Here is a 20,749-nt window from a genome sequence, read left to right as displayed (position 1 = left end):
AAATCCGTCAGCTAACGGCAACAAAGTGCCACCCTACTCGGATGTCCGCAACTGGCCGAAATTCGACGCTAGGACACCTCCAACCCTCACCCCAACAACTGCGGCCCCAGCGCGGGATCGAGGTCGCGCGGGCGCGTCAGCGCCACCAGCCGGGCGCAGCCTGCGTCCACGTCGGCCCAGCGGGCCACGTCCAGTTCCAGCACGGCGAAAGTGGCGGTGGGGAACTTGGCTTCCACCACGTCGCGCAAGGGGCTGGTGCCGTCGTCGGGCACGAGGTCGAAGATCAGGTCTTCCAGGCCCGGATTGTGGCCGATCATCAGCACGCTGCCGGGATCGCCGGGCAATTCGCGCAAGAGGTCCAGCAGCGTGGCCGAACTGGCGAGGTAGATGCGCCGGTCCCATTCCACCGGGAACACGCGGTTCCAGGCCTTGCTTGCCCATTCGATGGTTTCGGCCACGCGCACGGCTGGTGAGGCGATCACGCGGTCGAAGCGGCGGCCGCTGGCGCGCACGTGCTCGCCCATGGCCACTGCGCCGCGCTGGCCGCGTTCGTTCAAGGGCCGATCGAAATCGCGGGCGCGGGCATCGCTCCAATCCGATTTGGCATGGCGGAACAGGGCAAGCGTCTTCACGGCACGTTCTCGTCTTTGGCTGCCAACACGCGTTCATCAACACGCCCGGCGATGGATTGTAAAGCCTGCTCCAAACTTACCCGGCGGACCGGCGTGCCTTCGGGGAAGGCCGACAGCAGGCGGGATGGGAACGCAGACGACAGTACGACGAAATGGCCGCGATCGTCGGCCGAGCGGATCAGCCGGCCAAAGGCCTGCGCCAGCCGCGCGCGGATGATGCGATCATCGTGCCCTTGTGCGCCGCCTTCCTCGCGCGGGGCAGCAAGGCGCCGGGCGCGGTGGAGGATCGAGGGCTTGGGCCAGGGCACTTGCTCCATCACCACCAGGCGTAGCGACTGGCCGGGCACGTCCACCCCGTCACGCAGGGCATCGGTGCCGAGCAGCGAAGCGCGCGGATCGTCGCGAAAGATGTCCACCAGCGTGCCGGTGTCGATCGGATCGACATGCTGGGCATAGAGCGGCAGCCCGCCGCGCGCCAGGCGGTCGGCAATGCGGCCATGCACTGCGCGCAACCGGCGGATCGCGGTGAACAGGCCGAGCACGCCGCCGCCGCTCGCCTCGATCAGGCGGGCATAGGCGCCGGCGAGCGCGGCGATGTCGCCCTTGGGCACGTCGGTGACGATCAGCACTTCGGCCTGCCGGGGATAGTCGAACGGGCTCTTGGCGGCGAAAAGTTGCGGCTGCACGTCGATGCGCGGCGCGCCGCTGCGGGTAATCGCGCCACTCCAATCCCCGCCATCGGTCAGCGTCGCCGACGTCATCAGCACGCCGTGCGCGGGCGCCAGCACCACTTCGGCAAAGGGCTTCATCGGGTCGAGGTGGTGGCGGTGCAGCCCCATGTCCCATTCGCGCCCGTCCGACCGGTCTAGCGCGAGCCAATCGACATAATCGGGATCGGTCGGGCCACCCAGCCGCCCGAGCAGGGCGATCCATCCGGCCAGCAGATCGGTGCGCCACTGGATCGCACTGCGGGCGCCTTCGATCCGCGCGCGGGCCTGCCCGTCGAGCCAGTCCGGCCCTTCTTCCACGATCGCTTCCAACCGCAAGGACAGGCGCAACAACGGCTGGCGCAAGTCTTCCAGCGCTTCAAGAGCGGCAGCGGCGGCTTCCAACAGCGGGCCGTCCAGTTGCGCAGCCTCGGTCTCAAGGCCATAGCCTGCCTCGGTGCCGCCGCTTTCGTCGCGCGCCAGCACGGTGGCCCGCACCGCGGCGAGCAGCCGCTCCACCGGCCCATCGGGCGCACCATCGCCAATGCGCGCCAGCCAGCCATCGGCCGGCAGCAGTTCGGCCGCCTCGCGCGCCTGGGTGATCGCAATGGCGCCGTCCTCGTCATAGCTGGCCACGTCTGCCAGCCGCGCCGACAGGCCGCGCCGCCGCCCGCGTGACTTGCCTTCGGGGCCGATCACCCAGCGGCGCAACTCGATCGTTTCGGCGCCTGTCAGCGCCGCGCCAAACGTGCTGTCGGCCGCATCGAACACATGGTGCCCTTCGTCGAACACGATGCGCGTGGGCCGCTGCGCCGCATCGCGCCCGCGCGCGGCGTTGACCATGACCAGCGCATGGTTGGCGATCACCAGTTCGGCCTCGGCGCTGGCGCGCGCGGCCCGCTCGATGAAGCATTTGCGATAGTGCGGGCAGCCGGCATAGACGCATTCGCCGCGCTGGTCGGTCAGCGCCGCGATCCCGCGCTTGCGGAACAGCGTGCCCAGCCAGCCCGGCAGGTCGCCGCCGATCATGTCGCCATCCTGGCTATAGGCCGCCCAGCGCGCCACCAGGTGTGCCAGGATCGCCGGGCGCCCGGTAAACCCGCCCTGCAACGCGTCTTCCAGGTTGAGCAGGCACAGGTAATTCTCGCGCCCCTTGCGCACCACCACCGGCGCGGCCGCCTTGCTGCCCGGTGCAGGCTGGGCAAAGGCCCGCCGGCTTTCGCGGCGGAGCTGGCGTTGCAGCGCCTTGGTATAAGTGGATACCCAGACCGTGCCGCCCGAACGCTCTGTCCACAGCGAAGCCGGCGCCAGATAGCCCAGCGTCTTGCCGGTGCCCGTGCCCGCCTGGGCCAGCACCACGTGCGGCTGGCGCGCGCCGCGGCGCGGGGCAAACATCTGCGCGGCCTGGGTGGCAAAGGCGCGCTGGCCCGGCCGGTCTTCCGCGCCCGCCCCGGTCAGATTGGCCAAGCGCGCTTCCACCGCCTGCGAATCGAGCGTGACTTGCGCCGGCTGCGGCCGCTCGCCCGCCTCGTCCCATTCGGGCAGGCGCGAAAACAGCCAGCGTTCGGCGCGTTCGGGCCGGGCAATGCACCCGCTCAGCAGCGTGGACCAGGGCCAGCGCAGCTTGATCATGGATTGGAGCGCGCTCCATGCCCCTTCCCGCTCCGCCCAATCGGGCGCGGCGGTGGTGGCCAGCAGCGCCTCGGCTGCCTGTTGCAGCAGCAGCGGCACATCGGCGTCGCCCGCCGGCTGCGGCAGGCCAAGCGCATTGGCCAGCCCCTTGGGGGTGGGCACCACGAACCGCGCCGGGTGGATGAAGGCGTAGAGTTCGAGCAGATCGAGGCCGGAAAGATCGGGATAGCCCAGCCGGTTGGCCACCAGCGGCGCATTGAGCATGAGCAGCGGCGTATCGGCTGCCGCCACGATCGCCTCGCCCTTGCCGACCGTGCGGGTGGACGGGAACAGGTCCACCCCGCGCAGCCAGCAACCGCCGTGGCTGGCGTGAATGGCGGGCAGGTCAAGCGCCGGCGGGGCAGGATTGCCCGGGTCTGGAACAGCAGGATCGGCCATCTTCCACCCTGTGAACGAAAATGGAACGCGGGGCAAGATCGCGCAAGGTCACCCACGTTGCACTTAAACATTCCCGCCCCGCGCCGTCTTTGCTCCCGAGCCGGATGGGAACCGCCGGATCGTCACTCAACCCATAGTGGAGAATGGGAAAATGGCAGTCATCAACACCAATATTGCGGCGATCCGTGCCGCCAATGCTTCGATCACCGCGTCGGCCCAAGCCGGCGTCGCCATGCAGCGCCTGTCGACCGGCAAGCGCATCAACAGCTCGAAGGACGACGCGGCGGGCCTCGCCATCACCACCACCATGACCTCGCAGATCCAGGGCATGCAGCAGGGGGTGCGCAACGCCAACGACGGCATCTCGATGGCGCAGACCGCAGACGGCGCGCTGAACGAAGTGACCAACATGCTTCAGCGCATTCGCGAACTGGCCGTGCAGGCCAAGTCGGCCACCTATCAGGACTCCGACCGCACCGCGATGCAGTCGGAAGTGAGCAACCTGACCGCGCAGATTTCCGACGTGCTGAACAACTCGCTGTTCAACGGCAACAACATGTTCAAGGTGATGACCAGCACGCCCGCCGCCGACGGCAGCGATGACCTCACGCTCGACATCCAGGCCGGTGCCGACACCAACAACGTCGTCACCCTGCGCTCGGTCGCGTTCGACGGGCAGGTCCTGTTCGGCTCAGGCCTGTCGGCTTATGATGAAACGGCCACGCAGGCGCTCGACGTGAGCGACTCTTCGGTCGCCGCCACCACCATGGACAACGTGGATTCCGCGCTCATCCAGGTCAACGCCGTCCGCGCCGAATTTGGCGCCGGCCAGAACCGCTTGCAGTCGGTGGTCAACAACCTGACCGACAATGTCACCAACCTTTCCGATGCGCGCAGCCGCATTCTGGATACCGATTATTCTGCTGAAACCACCGCCATGGCCAAGGCGCAGATCCTGGCCCAGGCGTCGACTGCGATGATCTCGCAGGCGAACCAGAACCAGCAGAATGTCCTGACGCTCCTGAAGTAAGAACCCCCATCCACACCTCGCTTCTGGAGCCTCCACGGAAATGCGGCACAGTCCTCCCTCGGGCTGTGTCGCATTTTCGCGTCGGCCAAACAGAGCACGCGCCCAAATGCCTTGCCTTCCCGCCCGCCAAGCGCGAAAGGGCGGGAACCATGACCCAAACCGAACTCACCACCGCCGCCCAAGTGTCGAAGTCCTGGCCGTTCGAGGAAGCGCGCAAGCTGGTCAAGCGCTATCCCGGCGGCAAAAAGGATGCAGGCGGCAATCTGGTGCCGGTGCTGTTCGAAACCGGCTACGGCCCCTCGGGCCTGCCGCATATCGGCACGTTCCAGGAAGTCTTGCGCACCACGCTGGTGCGCCGCGCCTATGAAACGCTGACCGGCGGCCATCCCACGCGCCTCGTGGCCTTTTCCGACGACATGGACGGGCTGCGCAAGGTGCCCGACAACGTGCCCAACAAGGACCTGCTCACCGCCCACCTGCAGGAGCCGCTGAGCCGCATTCCCGATCCGTTCGGCAAGTTCGAAAGTTTTGCCCACCATAACAACGCCATGCTGCGCGAATTCCTCGATCGCTTCGGCTTCGACTATGAATTCGTCTCGGGCGCCGATCGCTACAATTCCGGCGCGTTCGATGAAGCGCTCAAGAACGTGCTGCGCCATTTCGACGCGATCATGGGCATCATGCTGCCCACCCTGCGCGAGGAACGCCGCAAGACCTATTCGCCGGTCCTGCCGATCTCGCCCAGCAATGGCCAGGTGCTGCAAGTGCCGATCGAAGTGGTCGATGCCGAGGCCGGCACGATCCGCTTTACCGACGCCGATGGCGCGATGGTCGAACAATCGGTGCTGGGCGGCAAGTCCAAGCTGCAATGGAAGGTCGACTGGGCGATGCGCTGGGTCGCCCTGGGCGTCGATTACGAGATGTGCGGCAAGGACCTGACCGACAGCGTGACCCAGTCGGGCCGCATCGCCCAGGTGCTCGGCGGGCGCCGCCCCGAAGGCCTGATCTACGAGCTTTTCCTCGATGAAAAGGGCGAGAAGATCTCCAAGTCCAAGGGCAATGGCCTGACCATCGAACAGTGGCTGGACTATGGCAGCGAGGAATCCTTAAGCTTCTACCTGTTCCGCGAGCCCAAGAGCGCCAAGTCGCTGCACGTTGGCGTGATCCCGCGCGCGGTGGACGAATACTGGCAGTTCCGCGAAAAGCTCGCCAGCCAGCCGATCGAGCAGCAGCTGGGCAACCCGGTGTGGCACCTGCTGCGCACCAATGGCGAACAAGTCGGCGCGGGCGACAAGCTGCCCGTCACCTATGGCCTGCTGCTCAACCTTGTCGGCGTGCTCGGCGCCCATGCCACGCGCGAGCAGGTCTGGTCGTACCTGGCCAACTATGTCGAGAATGCAGACCCTGCTGCGCACCCCGCGCTCGATGCCCTGGTCACCCGCGCGCTGGCCTACAACCGCGATTTCATCGCCCCCACCCTGGTGCGGCGCAAGCCCGAGGCCGGCGAAGCCGCCGCGCTCGCCGCGCTGGACGAGGAACTGGCTGCCACCAGCGACGATGCCACCGCAGAAGAACTGCAGAACATCGTCTATGAAATCGGCAAGGACCCGCACTATGGGTTCGAAACCCTGCGTGACTGGTTCAAGGCGCTCTATGAAACCCTGCTGGGTTCGCCCCAGGGCCCGCGCATGGGCAGCTTCATCGCGCTCTATGGCGTTGGCAACACGCGCAAGCTGATTGCCGAGGCGCTGGAGGGCTGAGGCCCCGCGCAAGCACGGGGCGCCCGGCATGATCCACCTGCCTACGGCGCCCTTTGCCCATATCGCGTTCGACCTGGCCGCCTGGGCGAGCGCCAGCCTGGTTGCCTGGCGCCAGCACCGCGCCTGGCCCCAGGGCACGCAAACCCTGCTGCGGTTGACGGCGCCGGGCTATTATCGCTGGCTGGCCGTGGGCGCCTTGATCGGCGCCTGGCTGGCCGGCACGCTCAACACCCTGCGCCTGACCGCCTTGCCGCTGCATTGGGCACCCTCGCACAGTGTCGCCGGCGCGCTGGCCGGGGGCATCGCGGCGGTGGAACTGTGGAAGTGGCGCCACGGCGTGCGCGGCTCCACCGGCGGATCGTTCGTGCTGCCGATGGCCACGGGCATCATGGTCGGCCGCCTGGGCTGCCTGTTTGCCGGGCTGCCCGATCTCACCTATGGCACCCCTACCACGCTGCCCTGGGCGGTGGACCTGGGCGATGGCACGGGCCGGCATCCGGTGCAGCTTTACGAAAGCGCGGCCATGGCGCTGTTCATCGCCGTTTTCGTGGTGGCGCGGCGGCGCGGCGCAGGCTGGGCGCGGCACCACGCGTTCCACGCCTTTGCCATCTGGTATGGCACGCAACGCTTCGTGTGGGAATTTTTCAAGCCCTATCCAAATCTTGTCGGCCCGTTTAACCTGTTCCACCTGATCTGCGGGGGACTGGTCGTCTATGGCATCGTGTATTGGCGAAACGACGCAAGACGCGGTGCGCAAGGTGGCGCCTTATGTGTTTCACAGCCAGACGACGAGCCTGTGCGAAACCTGCCTTGAACCCGTTCCCGCCAAAGTTATCATCGAAGGCGAGCGGGTCTACTACCTCAAACGCTGCCGCGACCACGGCGTCCAGAAAACCCTGATCAGCGATGATCTGGACTATTGGCGCGCACAAAAGCTGTGGCTGAAACCGGGCGATCGCCCACTCACCGCGCAGACCCGAACCGAGGCCGGCTGCCCGTTCGATTGCGGGCTGTGCCCCGATCACGAACAACATTCGTGCCTGGCCATCATCGAGGTCAACAGCGCCTGCAACCTCGCCTGCCCGGTATGCTTTGCCGATGCGGCCGATGCCCACGGCAGCCATCGCCCCCTGGCAGAGATCGAGCGCATGCTCGACGCGCTGGTGGCCAGCGAGGGCGAGCCGGACCTGGTGCAGATCTCCGGCGGGGAGCCGACGCTCCACCCCGATTTCTTCGCCATTCTCGACGCGGTGAAAGCCCGCCCGATCCGCCACGTGATGATCAATACCAATGGCCTGCGCATTGCCCAGGATGCCGCCTTCGTGGCGCGGCTGGCCAGCTATGCCCCGGCGCTGGAAGTCTATCTTCAGTTCGACGCACTGGACGATGATGCCCTGGTCAACCTGCGCGGCGCCCGGCTGGCGCGCATCCGGCAGCAGGCGCTGGCCGCGCTGGAGGCGGTAAACCTTGCGACCACGCTGGTCTGCGTGGTGAAGCGCGGGGTGAACGACGATCAGGTTGCGCCGATCATCCAGCACGCGCTGACCTGGCGCTGCGTGCGCGGCGTCACGTTCCAGCCGGTGCAGGATGCAGGGCGCAACGAAGGTTTCGATCCGGCGGAAAACCGTGTGCTGCTCACACAGATCCGGCACGAAGTGGGCAAGTCTGGCGTGTTCGATACGCAAGACATGATTCCCCTGCCCTGCAATCCGGACCAGATTTCCATCGGCTATGGCCTGCGCCAGGGTGCGGATGTCACGCCGATCACCCGCCTCCTCCCGCGCGAGGTGATTCTCGCCGGGCCGAACACGATCAGCTATGAAGCCTATCCGCAATTGCGCGCCGGGCTGCTCGATCTGCTCTCGCTGGCCACCACGCAGGCCAACACCACCGACAAGCTGGCCGGCGTGCTGTGCTGCCTGCCCCAGGCGATGGTGCCGCAAGACCTGGGCTATGAGCACAGCTTTCGCGTCGTGATCCTGCAATTCCTCGATCGCTACAATTTCGATCTGGCAACGGTGAAGCGCAGTTGCGTTCACTTCGTGACCGAAGCGGGGCAGATCATCCCCTTCGATACCTACAACACGTTCTATCGCAGCGGGGCCGAGGGCGCCGGCGTTGTCGCACGGCATCGCGCGCTGGCGGGAGAGCGGGCATGACCCGGTTGATCGGCGCCATCCTCCAGGCGGTTGGGCTATTGATTGCCGGCGCGAGCGGGCTCTGCTCCGCCTGGTTCACGATCATGATGGGAACCAGCGGCGATTTCGGACCACTGCCGGGCCTCTTGCTGCTGGTCGCCCTCTTCGGCGGCATACCCTTTGCGTTCGGCCTCGGCTTCTTCTTTCTGGGCAAGCGTATCGCGCGCAAAACGCCGATCGACGAAAGCGACACGTTTCGATGAAACAAGCCCCCTTCCGCGCTGTGCGGAAGGGGGCCTGATCAAGCACATGGTGGCGTGCCTTACGGCAGCAGCACTGCGTTCACCACGTGCACCACACCATTCGACTGCGGCACGTCGGCGATCGTCACGGTGGCCTTGCCACCCTTGGCGTCGGTCAGCACCACGTTGCTGCCATCGAGGCTGGCGGTCAGCGGTTCGCCTTCCACGGTGGTGAGGCTGGCGCTGCCGCCGCCGGCCTTGATCTTGGCGACGAGATCGGCCGAGGTAACCTTGCCGGCCACCACGTGATAGGTCAGCACCTGGGTGAGCTGCGCCTTGTTCTCGGGCTTGAGCAGGGTGTCCACCGTGCCGGCGGGCAGCGCGGCGAAGGCTTCATTGGTGGGGGCGAACACCGTGAACGGACCCTTGCCGTTCAGCGTGTCGACGAGGCCCGCGGCCTTGACCGCAGCCACCAGCGTGGTGTGATCGGACGACTTGGACGCATTTTCGACGATGGTCTTGGTGCCGACCATCGCGGCGCCGCCAACCATCTTGGACGCGGCGGCCTGCGCGGCCGGGGTCATCACCAGCGCCAGCCCGAGGGCGGCGATCGATGCGGTGAACTTGCCTTTCAGCATGGGAAACTCTCCACTGCGGCATAATTGCCGCGGGTGAAACCATGCCTGTGCGGCGCGGTTCCGCAGCGCCGCCGTGCCCACAAGGGCAAGCGGGAAGGCAACAAACTGCATGGAAAGGATTTTTGCCGATAAGGCAGACAAAACCTGCCCTTTGGGGCGTGTCTGGAGCACGATGGCGTTTCATGGAAACGTGATCGTGCTCCATCTCGTGCGATTGGTAGACAAAAACCGGTTCCCGCTTTTTGTCAGCGCACTCTAAATCAGCTTTCGTCCAGCGCCACGGCCAGGCCGCTGCGAATGCGCTCAAGATGAACGCGCAGGCGCGCGATGGCGGCCACCAGTTCGGTTTCCAGCGCGGGTGCACCCGCTGCAGCCGGATGTGCCGCGGCCTGCGGCGCAGGCGCGGCTTGCGTCACCGCAGTGGACGGTGCGGGCACGGAGACAGGCGGCGCGGCATCGGGGCGCAAGCCACTTTCCAGCGCCTGGCGGGCGCCGCGAATGGTGTAGCCTTCGCGGTTGAGCAGGCGATCGATCGTGGCCACCAAGGCGACATCCTGCGCCCGGTAGTAACGCCGGTTGCCAGCACGCGTCAGCGGACGCAGCATCGGGAACTGTTCTTCCCAATAGCGCAGCACGTGCGGTTTCACGCCCAGGATCCGGGCCACCTCTCCGATCGTGCGCAAGGCATCGGGTGCCTTGCCATCATCAATCACACCATCGGGAGAAACGAGATGGCCCTTATCCGTCATGCATCCAATCTATCAGGAACCGTCGCTGATGCGATCCTTCAGCATCTGGCTGGCCCGGAAGGTGAGCACGCGACGTGGCGTGATCGGCACTTCCACCCCGGTCTTGGGGTTGCGCCCGATGCGTTCGGCCTTGTCCCGCAACAGGAACGTGCCGAAACCGGAAATCTTGACGTTCTGGCCATCGGCCAGCGCGCCACTCATATGCTGCAAAATCGCCTCGACCATTTCGAGGGAGTCCGCCCGCGAGAGGCCAACCCGACGATTGATGCTTTCGGCCAGATCGGCCCGTGTCAGCGTACCTACAGAACGCATGGTATATTTTACCCCCCGGTAAAAAAATCCCTTCCCGTCCTACACAATAGCGCGTTTTGCCGGACAGGCAATGCCATCCATTCCGCTGAAACCTTGATGGATTTTTCGCGCAGCAAAAATCCAGTTCCAATCGGACTGTTTCGGATCGTTTCAGGCATCCCCACGCGCTGAACCGATCCCTCCTGCATCGCTTTCGTGTGCGAATCACACGCGGGCGATACAGGCACCCCAGGTAAAGCCGCCGCCCATCGCTTCGAACACGACAAGGCTGCCCGGCTTGATGCGACCATCGCGCACCGCTGTGTCATAAGCCAGCGGCACCGAAGCGGCGCTGGTGTTGGCATGGCGATCCACCGTCACCACCACTTTTTCCGCCGGCAGCCCCAGCTTGCGCGCGGTGGCATCGAGAATGCGGGAATTGGCCTGATGCGGCACGACCCAATCGAGATCGGCCGGAACGTGGCCGGTGGCCACCAAGACTTCTTCCAGCACCGACGCCAGGTTCGTCACCGCGTGGCGGAACACTTCGCGCCCCTTCATCCGCAGCTTGCCTACGGTGCCGGTGGTCGATGCGCCGCCATCCACGTAAAGCAGCTGGTTGTGCGCGCCATCGGCATGCAGGCGCGTGGCCAGGATGCCGGGCGCGGCCGGGTCGGCATCGTCCACGTCGCGCGCTTCCAGCACCATGGCGCCCGCGCCATCGCCGAACAGCACGCAAGTGGTGCGATCTTCCCAATCGAGGATACGGCTGAACGTTTCCGCGCCGATCACCAGCGCGCGGCGGGCCATGCCGGTGCGCAGCATCGAATCGGCCGTGCCCAGCGCATAGAGGAAGCCCGAACACACGGCCGCCACGTCGAACGCCATGCCACCGTTGCAGCCCAGGTTGTCCTGCACGATCGTGGCGGTGGCGGGAAAGGTCTGGTCGGGCGTGGCCGTGGCCAGCACGATCAGGTCGATGCTCGATGCCTCGATCCCGGCGGCTTCGATCGCGCGGCGGGCGGCGAGAGTGGCGAGGGTGGCCGTGGTTTCGCCCTCCCCGGCAATGTGGCGCATGCGGATGCCGGTGCGCTCGACGATCCATTCGTCGGTGGTATCCACCATCTGCGCCATTTCGGCATTGGAAACGACGCGTTTTGGCAGAGCAGAGCCGCTGCCGGTAATAACCGAGCGCACAGTCACAGCGCGGTTTCACCTTCCGTGTTGGCCGCGCGGCGCCGGGCCGGCTGGCGAATCGTGTCCGGGTCCACCGCTGCCACGTCGGCGGCGATGCGTTCGATCAGGTTTTCTTCCAGCAGGCGCGCGGTCACGGCCACGGCATTGGCCACCCCCATGGCCGATGCACTGCCGTGGCTTTTCACCACCACGCCGTTGAGGCCGAGGAAAACCGCCCCGTTGTGATTGTTGGGATCAAGATGATGCTTGAGCGTTTCGGTCGCCGGCTTGGAAATCAGGAAGCCGATCTTGGACCGCAGCGACGAGGCAAAGCTGCGGCGCAGCAGGTCGCCCACGAAACGCGCCGCCCCTTCCATCGCCTTGAGCGCGATGTTGCCGGAAAATCCGTCGGTCACCACGACGTCGAAATCGCCGCGCGACAGCTTGTCGGATTCGGTAAAGCCATCGAACGTCAGCGCGAGCGAGGCGGCAGCCTGCTTGAGCAGGGCGGCGGCATCGCGCAAGTCGTCGGTGCCCTTGGTTTCCTCGGTGCCGATGTTGAGCAGGCGCACGCGCGGGCTGTCGAGCCCGTTGACGATGCGCGCATAAGCCGCACCCATCAGGGCGAACTGAAACAGGTTGCGTGCATCGCAATCGGTGTTCGCGCCCAGATCGAGCATCACCAGATCGTGCGTGCCAAGCGTGGGCAGCAGCGCGGCCAGTGCCGGGCGGTCGATGCCGGGCATCGTGCGCAGGGCGAGCTTGGCCATGGCCATCAGCGCGCCGGTGTTGCCACCGCTCACGGCAGCGCCGGCCTCGCCCCGCTTCACCGCGTCGATGGCCAATCCCATCGAAGTGGTGCGTGCGCGGCGCAGGGCCTGGGTGGGCCGTTCATCGCCGGCCACGGCTTCGGGCGCGTGGAGGATTTCCGACGCGCCACGAAGGTTGGGATGATGGTCAAGGGCCTGAACGATCTTCGCCTCGTCCCCGACCAGCAGGAACTTGAAGCGATCGTGGCGCCGACGCGCAAGCGCGGCGCCTTCGATCATCACGCGCACGCCTTCGTCGCCGCCCATCGCATCGACGGCGATTCTGGGCAAGCTCATGATCCGATCATCCCTCCGTCAGATCGGCTCAGGCGCCGACGGCGATGATTTCGCGACCGTTGTAGTGACCGCAGGCGTTGCACAGGTTGTGCGGACGCTTGAGTTCACCGCAGTTCGAGCATTCGTGGAACGCTTCGGCCTTCAGGCCATCGTGGCTGCGGCGCATGCCCCGGCGGGACGGGGAAGTCTTTCTCTTGGGGACGGCCATTTCGGCACCTGTTCCTGAAAATTACATCGGTTGCGGGCGCGATAGGGAAAACCGTGCCACCGCACAACCCCGCATCTCACGACGAAGGGTTCATACGGCTTCCGTTCTGGATGAGAGCGGGTGGACCGGCATCGCCTATCACGGGCGAAGGCCGCGCCTATACGGATTTTCTGGTGCTTTGCAAGCATGCCCTCGCTAGGTTGCACAGCATCTGCCGGGGCGTTCGCACAAGAAACGCCCACGCCGGCTTGACGAGAGGGGATAATGACAATGCCGACGGTCCTGCCCATCACCCTGGCTTCTGCCGGGGCCGCGGCGATTCTCAACATCTGGCTGATGATCCGCATCGGCATGGTGCGGCGCGCGGCGAAGATTTCGCTGGGCGATGGCGGCCATCCCCCCCTGGTTGCGCGGATGCGCGCCCAGGCCAATTTCATCGAAAGTGCGCCGATCGTGCTGATCCTGGCCGGCGTGGTCGAACTGGCCCGCCCCGGCAGCCCCTGGCTGCTGGGTGCGATGGCGATCTATCTGCTGGGCCGCGTGGCCCATGGCGTGGGCATGGACGGCGGCCTTCTTGCAAAGCTGCGCTCGGTCGGCGCGTTGACGACCATGCTGACGCTGCTGGGCCTGGCGATCTGGGCCATTTCCATCGCCGCCGACGCCTGAACCGTGCAGGCGCCGATTCGGCCGCGAATCAGGCCAGGGCCGCGTCGCCCACGTAAGGGTTGGTGGCGCGCTCCTGGCCAAACGTGCTGTGCGGCCCGTGGCCGGGAATGAACGTCACGTCATCGCCCAGTGGCCACAGCCGCCCGGTGATCGAGCCGACCAGATCGTCGAAATTGCCCAACGGGAAATCCCAGCGGCCGATACCGCCCTGGAACAGCACGTCGCCCACCATGGCAAAGCGCGATGGTTCATGGAAGAACACCACGTGGCCCGGCGTGTGGCCGGGGCAATGCGCCACTTCGAGCGTGAGGTTGCCCACCGTGACGGTGTCGCCATGGTCCAGCCAGCGGCTGGGCGTGAAGATTTCTGCCGGCACGCCCCAGCGGCCGCTGTCTTCGGCCAGCTTGGCGATCCAGAACAGGTCCGCCTCGTGCGGGCCCTCGATCGGCACGCCAAGGTCGCGCGAAAGCTGCGCTGCACCGCCGCAATGATCGAGGTGGCCGTGGGTGATCAACAGCTTTTCCACGGTGACCCCGGCCTTGGCGATCAGCGCCTTGATGCGATCCAGGTCACCACCGGGATCGACCACGGCGGCCTTCATCGTGGCGGTGCACCACAGCAGGGTGCAGTTCTGCTGCAACGGCGTGACAGGCAGGATCGCCACTTTCATCGGCGGCTGGTTGCTGGCGAGGGCTTGGCTCATGCCCCCTGAAATGGCCAGCGCCGGGCCAAATGGCAAGCCATGCCGCGCAGTGGTTAGATCTTGCCACCTTTCCACACCACGCGGCCCACCACGTCCACATCGGCCATGGGGCGCTCCATGCGCGGATAGGCGGGGTTGTCGCTGATCACGCGGATCATGCCGGCCGCGCCCGCTTCCAGCCGCTTGACCAGCAGCACATCGTCCACGCGGATCACGTGAATGCCCGCGCGCAGCGGGCGCGGGGTGCGGTCGACCAGGATCTCGTCGCTGTCGCGCAGCGTCGGTTCCATCGAATCGCCTTCCACCTCGATCACGCTGAGCATCGCCGGATCGAGGCCTTGCGCCTTGAGCCAGCGGCTGGAAAAACGCAGCCGCCCCACCGGCACTTCATCGGCCGCCAGCGCCCCCGGCCCGGCCGACGCCCCCAGCGCCAGACGCGGAATGTCGGCCCATTCGGCCGCGCTGCGCGGGGCAGAGGCGCTGGCCGGCACCGCGCCCTCACCACTGCGCCGCGCCAGCGAAGCCGGCACATGCACGGCCGGATCGGGCGCGCCCAGTTCGGCCTCGTCCACGCCAAAGAATCGCGCCAGGGTGCCCCGGTCGATCTCTTCCAGCTTGCGCGGCGATCCTTTGCGCACGAACTGCTGCAAGTAGCTGGCGTTGCGGCCGATCAGGCCCGACAGCGCAGAGAGCGACACGCCCCGCGCAGTGGCCAGTTCCACCAATCGTGCGCGGGCCGGATCGAGCGGTTCGGCATTGCCGATTTTGCCCGCCATCGCAGCGCTTTCAACCGATTCCAGAGACTTCACCATGGTGCGTCCAAACTCGAAGGATTTTTCCTAGACACTAGGTCCTGAGCCATGGTTATAGGATTTTTATCGGGATTTGTCCACAGGACTGCACCGGAAACCGAGGAAATTTCATGCCACGATTCAAACCAGGGTCTTAACCATCCAGACCAGCCACCGCTGCCGCCGTTTTGGCAAAGGGCATGCGGAACATTTCATGAACTTCTTTGAAATTCAAACAGAGGATTGCCTTCGATGCTGCGCGATCACGATCCATTCGGCCAAGCCACCGCCCCTCGCAAGCGCCGAGTCGGCACGGGACTCGCCCCCCGCGTGGTGCGCAGCGTGCTCGCCCTCGCCGGCCGCAGCGCGCAGTTGATCGACCACCGCGAGCAGCCTTGGGCCAGCGTCACGTTTTCCGGCGCCCGCCACACCGTGGTGCTGCGCTACACCGGCTGGGAAGCCTGCGACGACGGCGAAGCCCTGATCGCCGCCCTGCCCGATCACGAATTCACTGTCCCTGGCGCCCTGGTCGCGGACGTGACCGTGGTGCGCACCGACGAAACCGTGCTGCCGCAACGCACGCTGGAAGTGGAACTGGAACTGCTGCTGCTCGACCAGGGGTGATCGGCAAAGCAGGCCGAGCTGGGTTGACGGTCGCGTCATTCGCTCGCAACCCTCTGGTCAAACGGGAGGGCCTGAGGATGACACGTTCGTATCGCGGCACGTTGGGGCTGGCCCTGGCGCTTGGAAGCCTAGCCAGCCCGGCGCAGGCCCAATCCGGCAGCGGGGAAGTTATCGTCACGGCCCAGCGCCGTGACGCCGACGATTACAGTGCCGATCGCCCCGCCGTGGGGCTGCATCGCATGGCGGATTTCGCCGTCATGCCAGTCAGCATCACCGGCGACACCCGCGATGCCACGCAGCGGGCCGATGAAATCTACGCCATGCTCGCCAGCGCCATCGCGGCGGCGGACAAGGCCGGTGTCAGCCTGGCCCATGGCGAAACGGTCGTAGAACCGGTGACCACGGCCAACTATCGCAGCCTGACGCTCAAACGCACCAACCGTCCCGATAGCCAGGCGCTGACCGTGTTGGTCAAAGTGCCGCTGTCCGACAAGGTAGACGCGCGGAGCGCACAGGCGCGAATTACCGCATTCATCATGATGGTGAAGCCGGTTGGGCGCGCACTTATGGAGGAAGATGGCGACTTGACGCTGTCTGTCGTCGCGCCCGACCAATACCGCCCTGCCATCGCGCGCGCCGTGGCGGCCGATGCCCACGCCACCAGTGAAGCCTTTGGCGCGGACTATGCCGTGGAAGTGGAAGGCCTCAGCCGCCCGGTGGAATGGGCGCGCGACGGGTTGACGGGCGTCTTGCTCTACATCCCCTACAAGCTGACGGTCGTTCCCAAGCGATGAGCGCTCGGCGCGAAACCGCCTGGGGCTTCGACAAGCTCTGCCCGAACGGATTTCACAGACTTTTCTGCAACTTCCGTTCGCCCTGAGCCTGTCGAAGGGCATCTGGCCCGTCCGCGGAGTCAGCCCAGCCGCCAGTCCCAGCCCAGCGGATCGCCGTCCATCGCGTCCACGCCTTGGGCCGCCAGTTCGTCGCGCAGGGCGTCGCTTTGGGCAAAGTCCTTGATGGCGCGGGCTTCGTGGCGGGCGGCGATCTTCTGCGCGATTTCATCCTCGGTCACCGTCGCCGCCTTGGGGCGCAGGCGCAGATCGGTGCGGGACAGGGTGAGCAGGTTGAGGCCCAGCACACTGTCGAACGCCCCGATTGCCGCCAGTTTCAGCGCGGGATCAATCTTCTTGAGCGCCACGGCTTCGTCCAGCACGGTGAGCGCCACGGCGGTGTTGAGGTCTTCGGCAATCGCCGCGTCGAAACGCGCCACCAGCGGAGCGAGCTTGGCATGCGCCTGCCAGCCCGAAACATCCACGCCCGGCTCGGCCCGTTCCTTGAGTTGCGCCACGGCCATCACCAGCCGCTTCAACCGCGTCAGCGCCGCGCCCAGGCCTTCCCAGGAGAACTCCAGCTCGCTGCGATAATGCGCCTGGAGGCACAGCAGGCGATAGGCCAGCGGGTGGTAGCCCTTGTCGATCAGCAGTTGCAGCCGCAGGAACTCGCCCGAGGACTTGCTCATCTTGCCTGAGCGTTCGACCAGGAAATTGTTGTGCATCCACATCCGCGCGCCGGAATTGGCCGGATCGGTGAGGCTGCCGGCGCAGCAGAACGCCTGGTTCTGCGCGATTTCGTTGGGGTGGTGGATCTCGCGGTGGTCGATCCCGCCGGTGTGGATATCGAACGGAAAGCCGAGGAGCTTGCCCGACATGACCGAGCATTCCAGGTGCCAGCCCGGCGCGCCGCGGCCCCAGGGGCTGTCCCATTCCATCTGCCGCGTCTCGCCCGGCGGGGTCTTGCGCCAGATGGCGAAATCGGCCTGGTGGCGCTTGCCTTCCACCTGCTCGATCCGGCCCTCGCCCTCGTCCGTGGCGGCGCGCGCCAGCTTGCCATAGTCGGCCACGGTCGAAACATCGAAATAGAGGCCGCCGGGCAATTCGTAGCAGTGCTTGTCGGCGATGCTCTGGGCAAATTCGATCATCGCCGGCACATAGTCGGTGGCGATCGACCAGTGCGCCGGCTGGCGAATGTTGAGCGCCGCGATATCGGCCCAATAGGCCTGGGTATAATGCCGCGCGATGTCCCAGATCGACTGGGCATTGGCCTTCGCCGCCTTTTCCAGCTTGTCCTCGCCCGCGTCGGCATCGTCGGTGAGGTGGCCCACATCGGTGATGTTGATCACATGGGTGAGCGCATAGCCCTTCCACGACAATGTGCGGCCCAGCACGTCGGCAAAGACATAGGCGCGCATGTTGCCGATATGGGGATAGTTATAGACCGTCGGCCCGCAGGAATAGACCCGCGCTTCACCGGGATGAACCGGCACGAAAGGTTCGAGCGCGCGGGTAAGGCTGTTGAACAGCGTGAGCGGGGCGGATTGGTCGGTCATGGCGCGCGCTTTGCCTTGCATCCGGGCGCAAGGTCAAGGTTGCTGGTTTATCTCCCCATCCTCTTCGCAAGGAGGGGGTCGGGGGGTGGTGGACGCCTGGCGCAAGGGTTCGCACCACCCCCAACCCCCTCCTCTAAAGAGGATGGGGCTTAACTGGCCCAAAACCCCGTTTGGGCTGAGCCTGTCAAACCCCGGCAGCCCCGCTCTCAATCCACCTCGAACAAGTCGGCCAGTTGCTCCACGATCGTGCCGCCAAGTTGCTCCACGTCCATGATGGTAACGGCGCGGCGGTAATAGCGGGTCACGTCATGGCCGATGCCGATGGCCACCAGTTGCACCGGGCTCTGCTTTTCGATCCAGTCGATCACCTTGCGCAAATGCTGTTCCAGGTAGCCGGCATGGTTGACCGACAGCGTGCTGTCGTCCACCGGCGCACCGTCGGAAATCACCATCAGGATGCGGCGGTCTTCCGGGCGGGCGAGCATGCGGGTGTGTGCCCAGAGCAGCGCCTCGCCGTCGATGTTCTCTTTCAGCAGGCCTTCGCGCATCATCAGGCCCAGGTTCTTGCGCGCGCGGCGCCAGGGTTCGTCGGCCTTCTTGTAAACGATGTGGCGCAAGTCGTTGAGCCGCCCCGGATGCGCGGGCTTGCCGCCGGCCAGCCATGCTTCGCGCGATTGGCCACCCTTCCAGGCGCGGGTGGTGAAGCCCAGCACTTCGGTCTTCACGCCGCAGCGCTCCAGCGTGCGCGCGAGAATGTCGGCGCTGATCGCCGCGATGGAAATCGGCCGCCCGCGCATCGAGCCGGAATTGTCGATCAGCAGCGTGACGACGGTGTCCTTGAACTCCACTTCGCGCTCGATCTTGTACGACAGCGAGTGGCCCGGCGCGATCACGACCCGCGCCAGCCGCGCGGCATCGAGCAGGCCTTCTTCCTGGTCGAAATCCCAGCTGCGGTTCTGTGCCGCCATCAGCCGGCGCTGCAACCGGTTGGCCAGCCGCGTGACCACGCTTTGCAGGCCCTTCATCTGGTTGTCGAGATAAGCGCGCAGCCGCGTCAGCTCTTCCTCGTCGCACAGGTCCGTCGCCGCGATCACTTCGTCGAAGCGGGTGGTATAGGTCTTGTAATCAAAGTCTTCGGGCAAGTCGGTCCACGGCCGGTTGGGCCGGGTCGGCAGCATGCCTTCCTCGCCCTCGTCGGCCATGTCGGCGTCGGCGGCATCGTCGGGACGCTCGACTTCTTCCTGGTCCTCGCCATCGCCTTCCCCGTCCGACGTGTCACCGGCCTGTTCGATCGGCTGCTGGTCGTCGGCGCTGGATTCGGCGTCCTCGGGCTTTTCGGTGCCGTCGTCCTCGTCCTCGCTTTCCTCGTCCTCGCTCTCGTTCTGCTCGGGCGCAGAGACTTGAGTGAGATCGAGATGGCCAAGCATCGAGAGGGCGAGCTTCTGGAACGCCTTCTGGTCTTCCAGGCTACCCGCCAGGCCGGCCATGTCGTCGCCCGCCTTGGCCTCGATCCAGCTACGCACCATGTCGGTGCCCAGCTTGGCCAGCGCCGGGATCGGCGCGCCGGTCAGCTTTTCGCGCAGCAGCAGCGAAAGCGCGGTCGGCAGCGGCACTTCCTCGGGCTTGGTCGCGCGGCTGATCGGATCGGCGGCCACGCGCTGCGCGGTTACGGCGTCCAGATTGCCGCGCATCCCGCTATAGCCATCGGAGCCGAGCACTTCGTAGCGGACTCGCTCCACCGCATCGTAACAGGCGCGGGCGAGCATTTCGCCCGGCGCGCCGGCATTGTGCAGGGCTTCATTATGAAAACGCAGGCGGAGCGCCATCGAATCGGCCGCGCCGCGCGCTTGGGCCACCTGGTCGGCCGGCAGCGCGCGGCCGGGCATGGGCACGCGCATCAGCTTGCCGGTCTGGCTCGCCTGGTCCGATGTCCAGGCCACTTCCACTTCGGGCTGTTCCGCAAGCGCGCGGGACGTGCCAGTGAGAACCGAGCGGAAGGTATCGAGCGGGGATTCGGCAGCCAAGAATCAATCCAGTTTCGCAAAATAGCGCCCCGGCTGCGAAAACCGGGGCGCGGGTTCATCCTTACCCGATAGATTGGCCGGTCTTGGCCCAATCCGCAAGGAACCCTTCGATGCCCTTTTCGGTCAGCACGTGCTTGAACAGGCCCTTGATCACGGCCGGCGGCGCGGTGATCACGTCGGCGCCGATGCGGGCGCTTTCCAGCACGTGGATGCCGTGGCGGACGGAAGCGACCAGGATTTCGGTTTCGAAATTGTAGTTGTCATAGATCAGGCGGATGTCGCGGATCAGGTCCATGCCATCGAAGCCGTTGTCGTCATGGCGGCCCACGAACGGCGAAACGAACGTGGCGCCAGCCTTGGCCGCCAGCAGCGCCTGGTTGGCCGAGAAGCACAGCGTGACGTTGACCATGGTGCCATCGGCGGTCAGCTTCTTGCAGGTCTTGAGGCCGTCGATCGTCAGCGGCACCTTGATGCACACGTTGTCGGCGATCTTGCGCAGGATCTCGGCCTCGCGCATCATCGTCGGGTGATCGAGCGCCACCACTTCGGCCGAAACCGGCCCGTGCGTGAGGTGGCAGATTTCCTTCGTCACTTCGATGAAGTCACGGCCCGACTTGGCAATCAGGCTGGGGTTGGTGGTCACGCCATCGAGCAGGCCGGTGGCGGCCAGATCGGCGATTTCGGCGGTATCGGCCGTGTCGACAAAGAACTTCATGGGATGCTTCCTGCGCGGTGGGTTATGGTTTGATAACGGCGAATCTGGCGCGGGCTATAGGGCAGCTATGCCGCGCTGTCAGGTGCGGTTGTG

General features: G+C 65.8%; 21 protein-coding genes. 8 read left to right on the top strand and 13 right to left on the bottom strand.

What is annotated here, in order from left to right; genetic code table 11:
• Positions 1-86: 86 nt before the first annotated feature.
• Positions 87-632, bottom strand: coding sequence for a histidine phosphatase family protein (locus FHT19_RS04025; RefSeq protein ID WP_168554478.1), 546 nt, complete (start codon positions 630-632; stop codon positions 87-89).
• Positions 629-3,409: an ATP-dependent DNA helicase gene (locus FHT19_RS04020; protein ID WP_169474027.1), complete on the bottom strand. Its 2,781-nt coding sequence runs from the start codon at positions 3,407-3,409 to the stop codon at positions 629-631. The genes FHT19_RS04025 and FHT19_RS04020 overlap by 4 nt, the downstream gene beginning before the upstream one ends.
• A gap of 151 nt (positions 3,410-3,560) precedes the next feature.
• Here FHT19_RS04020 and FHT19_RS04015 point away from each other — a divergent pair, with 151 nt between their 5' ends.
• The 5 genes from FHT19_RS04015 to FHT19_RS03995 all read left to right on the top strand — a co-directional run bounded on the left by FHT19_RS04015 (position 3,561) and on the right by FHT19_RS03995 (position 8,600).
• Positions 3,561-4,439, top strand: a complete 879-nt coding sequence (locus FHT19_RS04015; protein WP_169474026.1) for a flagellin — start codon at positions 3,561-3,563, stop codon at positions 4,437-4,439.
• Positions 4,440-4,588: 149 nt separating this feature from the next.
• The gene (locus FHT19_RS04010; protein WP_169474025.1) at positions 4,589-6,199 is read left to right on the top strand and encodes a lysine--tRNA ligase; all 1,611 of its coding nucleotides are present in this window, start codon (positions 4,589-4,591) and stop codon (positions 6,197-6,199) included.
• Between the two features lie 28 nt (positions 6,200-6,227).
• Positions 6,228-7,013, top strand: coding sequence for a prolipoprotein diacylglyceryl transferase family protein (locus tag FHT19_RS04005; RefSeq protein ID WP_169474024.1), 786 nt, complete (start codon positions 6,228-6,230; stop codon positions 7,011-7,013).
• Positions 6,913-8,358: a radical SAM protein gene (locus FHT19_RS04000; protein WP_169474023.1), complete on the top strand. Its 1,446-nt coding sequence runs from the start codon at positions 6,913-6,915 to the stop codon at positions 8,356-8,358. Before FHT19_RS04005 ends, FHT19_RS04000 begins: the two co-directional genes overlap by 101 nt.
• Positions 8,355-8,600, top strand: coding sequence for a hypothetical protein (locus tag FHT19_RS03995; protein WP_168554472.1), 246 nt, complete (start codon positions 8,355-8,357; stop codon positions 8,598-8,600). The genes FHT19_RS04000 and FHT19_RS03995 overlap by 4 nt, the downstream gene beginning before the upstream one ends.
• Before the next feature lie 59 nt (positions 8,601-8,659).
• Here the strand turns inward: FHT19_RS03995 and FHT19_RS03990 are convergent, their stop codons facing one another.
• The 6 genes from FHT19_RS03990 to rpmF all read right to left on the bottom strand — a co-directional run bounded on the left by FHT19_RS03990 (position 8,660) and on the right by rpmF (position 12,747).
• The gene (locus FHT19_RS03990; protein WP_246865987.1) at positions 8,660-9,163 is read right to left on the bottom strand and encodes a fasciclin domain-containing protein; all 504 of its coding nucleotides are present in this window, start codon (positions 9,161-9,163) and stop codon (positions 8,660-8,662) included.
• 314 nt (positions 9,164-9,477) lie between these two features.
• Positions 9,478-9,966 (bottom strand): MerR family transcriptional regulator, encoded by a 489-nt coding sequence (locus FHT19_RS03985; protein WP_169474022.1) that lies wholly within the window; start codon positions 9,964-9,966, stop codon positions 9,478-9,480.
• Between the two features lie 12 nt (positions 9,967-9,978).
• A complete protein-coding gene (locus tag FHT19_RS03980; RefSeq protein WP_168554469.1) occupies positions 9,979-10,278 on the bottom strand; it encodes an integration host factor subunit alpha in 300 nt (99 codons plus the stop codon).
• Positions 10,279-10,482: 204 nt separating this feature from the next.
• Positions 10,483-11,460 carry a beta-ketoacyl-ACP synthase III gene (locus FHT19_RS03975; protein ID WP_169474021.1) on the bottom strand — a complete coding sequence of 326 codons (978 nt, stop codon included), beginning with the start codon at positions 11,458-11,460 and terminating at the stop codon, positions 10,483-10,485.
• The gene (gene plsX / locus FHT19_RS03970; protein ID WP_168554467.1) at positions 11,457-12,539 is read right to left on the bottom strand and encodes a phosphate acyltransferase PlsX; all 1,083 of its coding nucleotides are present in this window, start codon (positions 12,537-12,539) and stop codon (positions 11,457-11,459) included. The genes FHT19_RS03975 and plsX overlap by 4 nt, the downstream gene beginning before the upstream one ends.
• A 28-nt stretch (positions 12,540-12,567) precedes the next feature.
• Entirely contained in the window at positions 12,568-12,747 is a 180-nt protein-coding gene (gene rpmF, locus FHT19_RS03965) for a 50S ribosomal protein L32 (protein WP_168554466.1), read from the bottom strand.
• A 264-nt stretch (positions 12,748-13,011) separates the two neighbouring features.
• Here rpmF and FHT19_RS03960 point away from each other — a divergent pair, with 264 nt between their 5' ends.
• Positions 13,012-13,413 carry an MAPEG family protein gene (locus tag FHT19_RS03960; RefSeq protein ID WP_348981761.1) on the top strand — a complete coding sequence of 134 codons (402 nt, stop codon included), beginning with the start codon at positions 13,012-13,014 and terminating at the stop codon, positions 13,411-13,413.
• 28 nt (positions 13,414-13,441) lie between these two features.
• Here the strand turns inward: FHT19_RS03960 and FHT19_RS03955 are convergent, their stop codons facing one another.
• Both FHT19_RS03955 and FHT19_RS03950 read right to left on the bottom strand, forming a co-directional pair.
• Positions 13,442-14,083: an MBL fold metallo-hydrolase gene (locus tag FHT19_RS03955; RefSeq protein WP_169474917.1), complete on the bottom strand. Its 642-nt coding sequence runs from the start codon at positions 14,081-14,083 to the stop codon at positions 13,442-13,444.
• An 86-nt stretch (positions 14,084-14,169) separates the two neighbouring features.
• Positions 14,170-14,892 (bottom strand): S24 family peptidase, encoded by a 723-nt coding sequence (locus FHT19_RS03950; RefSeq protein ID WP_169474916.1) that lies wholly within the window; start codon positions 14,890-14,892, stop codon positions 14,170-14,172.
• 267 nt (positions 14,893-15,159) lie between these two features.
• On the opposite strand from FHT19_RS03950, the gene FHT19_RS03945 reads away from it, so the two are divergent.
• Positions 15,160-15,531: a hypothetical protein gene (locus tag FHT19_RS03945; RefSeq protein WP_248290261.1), complete on the top strand. Its 372-nt coding sequence runs from the start codon at positions 15,160-15,162 to the stop codon at positions 15,529-15,531.
• Positions 15,532-15,608: 77 nt separating this feature from the next.
• A complete protein-coding gene (locus tag FHT19_RS03940; protein ID WP_169474020.1) occupies positions 15,609-16,325 on the top strand; it encodes a TonB-dependent receptor in 717 nt (238 codons plus the stop codon).
• Between the two features lie 119 nt (positions 16,326-16,444).
• On the opposite strand, the gene cysS is transcribed toward FHT19_RS03940, so the two are convergent.
• The 3 genes from cysS to fsa all read right to left on the bottom strand — a co-directional run bounded on the left by cysS (position 16,445) and on the right by fsa (position 20,656).
• Complete coding sequence (cysS, locus tag FHT19_RS03935) at positions 16,445-17,917, bottom strand: cysteine--tRNA ligase (RefSeq protein WP_169474019.1); 1,473 nt, start codon at positions 17,915-17,917, stop codon at positions 16,445-16,447.
• 206 nt (positions 17,918-18,123) lie between these two features.
• Entirely contained in the window at positions 18,124-19,941 is a 1,818-nt protein-coding gene (gene cobT, locus FHT19_RS03930) for a cobaltochelatase subunit CobT (RefSeq protein WP_168554463.1), read from the bottom strand.
• Positions 19,942-20,002: 61 nt separating this feature from the next.
• Complete coding sequence (gene fsa / locus FHT19_RS03925) at positions 20,003-20,656, bottom strand: fructose-6-phosphate aldolase (RefSeq protein ID WP_168554462.1); 654 nt, start codon at positions 20,654-20,656, stop codon at positions 20,003-20,005.
• Positions 20,657-20,749 lie beyond the last annotated feature (93 nt).

The sequence above is a fragment of the Novosphingobium sp. SG919 genome (genome assembly GCF_012932495.1).
GTDB lineage: Bacteria > Pseudomonadota > Alphaproteobacteria > Sphingomonadales > Sphingomonadaceae > Novosphingobium > Novosphingobium rhizosphaerae.
This window is presented reverse-complemented; position numbering and strand designations above follow the sequence as displayed.

Bases quoted from the DNA above. Each gene is read 5' to 3' on its own strand.
- FHT19_RS04020 (WP_169474027.1), bottom strand. From the start codon at position 3,409: ATGGCCGATCCTGCTGTTCCAGACCCGGGCAATCCTGCCCCGCCGGCG.
- FHT19_RS04015 (WP_169474026.1), top strand. From the start codon at position 3,561: ATGGCAGTCATCAACACCAATATTGCGGCGATCCGTGCCGCCAATGCT.
- FHT19_RS04010 (WP_169474025.1), top strand. From the start codon at position 4,589: ATGACCCAAACCGAACTCACCACCGCCGCCCAAGTGTCGAAGTCCTGG.
- FHT19_RS04005 (WP_169474024.1), top strand. From the start codon at position 6,228: ATGATCCACCTGCCTACGGCGCCCTTTGCCCATATCGCGTTCGACCTG.
- FHT19_RS04000 (WP_169474023.1), top strand. From the start codon at position 6,913: ATGGCATCGTGTATTGGCGAAACGACGCAAGACGCGGTGCGCAAGGTG.
- FHT19_RS03995 (WP_168554472.1), top strand. From the start codon at position 8,355: ATGACCCGGTTGATCGGCGCCATCCTCCAGGCGGTTGGGCTATTGATT.
- FHT19_RS03990 (WP_246865987.1), bottom strand. From the start codon at position 9,163: ATGACCCCGGCCGCGCAGGCCGCCGCGTCCAAGATGGTTGGCGGCGCC.
- FHT19_RS03985 (WP_169474022.1), bottom strand. From the start codon at position 9,966: ATGACGGATAAGGGCCATCTCGTTTCTCCCGATGGTGTGATTGATGAT.
- FHT19_RS03980 (WP_168554469.1), bottom strand. From the start codon at position 10,278: ATGCGTTCTGTAGGTACGCTGACACGGGCCGATCTGGCCGAAAGCATC.
- plsX (WP_168554467.1), bottom strand. From the start codon at position 12,539: ATGAGCTTGCCCAGAATCGCCGTCGATGCGATGGGCGGCGACGAAGGC.
- rpmF (WP_168554466.1), bottom strand. From the start codon at position 12,747: ATGGCCGTCCCCAAGAGAAAGACTTCCCCGTCCCGCCGGGGCATGCGC.
- FHT19_RS03960 (WP_348981761.1), top strand. From the start codon at position 13,012: ATGACAATGCCGACGGTCCTGCCCATCACCCTGGCTTCTGCCGGGGCC.
- FHT19_RS03955 (WP_169474917.1), bottom strand. From the start codon at position 14,083: ATGAAAGTGGCGATCCTGCCTGTCACGCCGTTGCAGCAGAACTGCACC.
- FHT19_RS03950 (WP_169474916.1), bottom strand. From the start codon at position 14,892: ATGGCGGGCAAAATCGGCAATGCCGAACCGCTCGATCCGGCCCGCGCA.
- FHT19_RS03945 (WP_248290261.1), top strand. From the start codon at position 15,160: ATGCTGCGCGATCACGATCCATTCGGCCAAGCCACCGCCCCTCGCAAG.
- FHT19_RS03940 (WP_169474020.1), top strand. From the start codon at position 15,609: ATGACACGTTCGTATCGCGGCACGTTGGGGCTGGCCCTGGCGCTTGGA.
- cysS (WP_169474019.1), bottom strand. From the start codon at position 17,917: ATGACCGACCAATCCGCCCCGCTCACGCTGTTCAACAGCCTTACCCGC.
- fsa (WP_168554462.1), bottom strand. From the start codon at position 20,656: ATGAAGTTCTTTGTCGACACGGCCGATACCGCCGAAATCGCCGATCTG.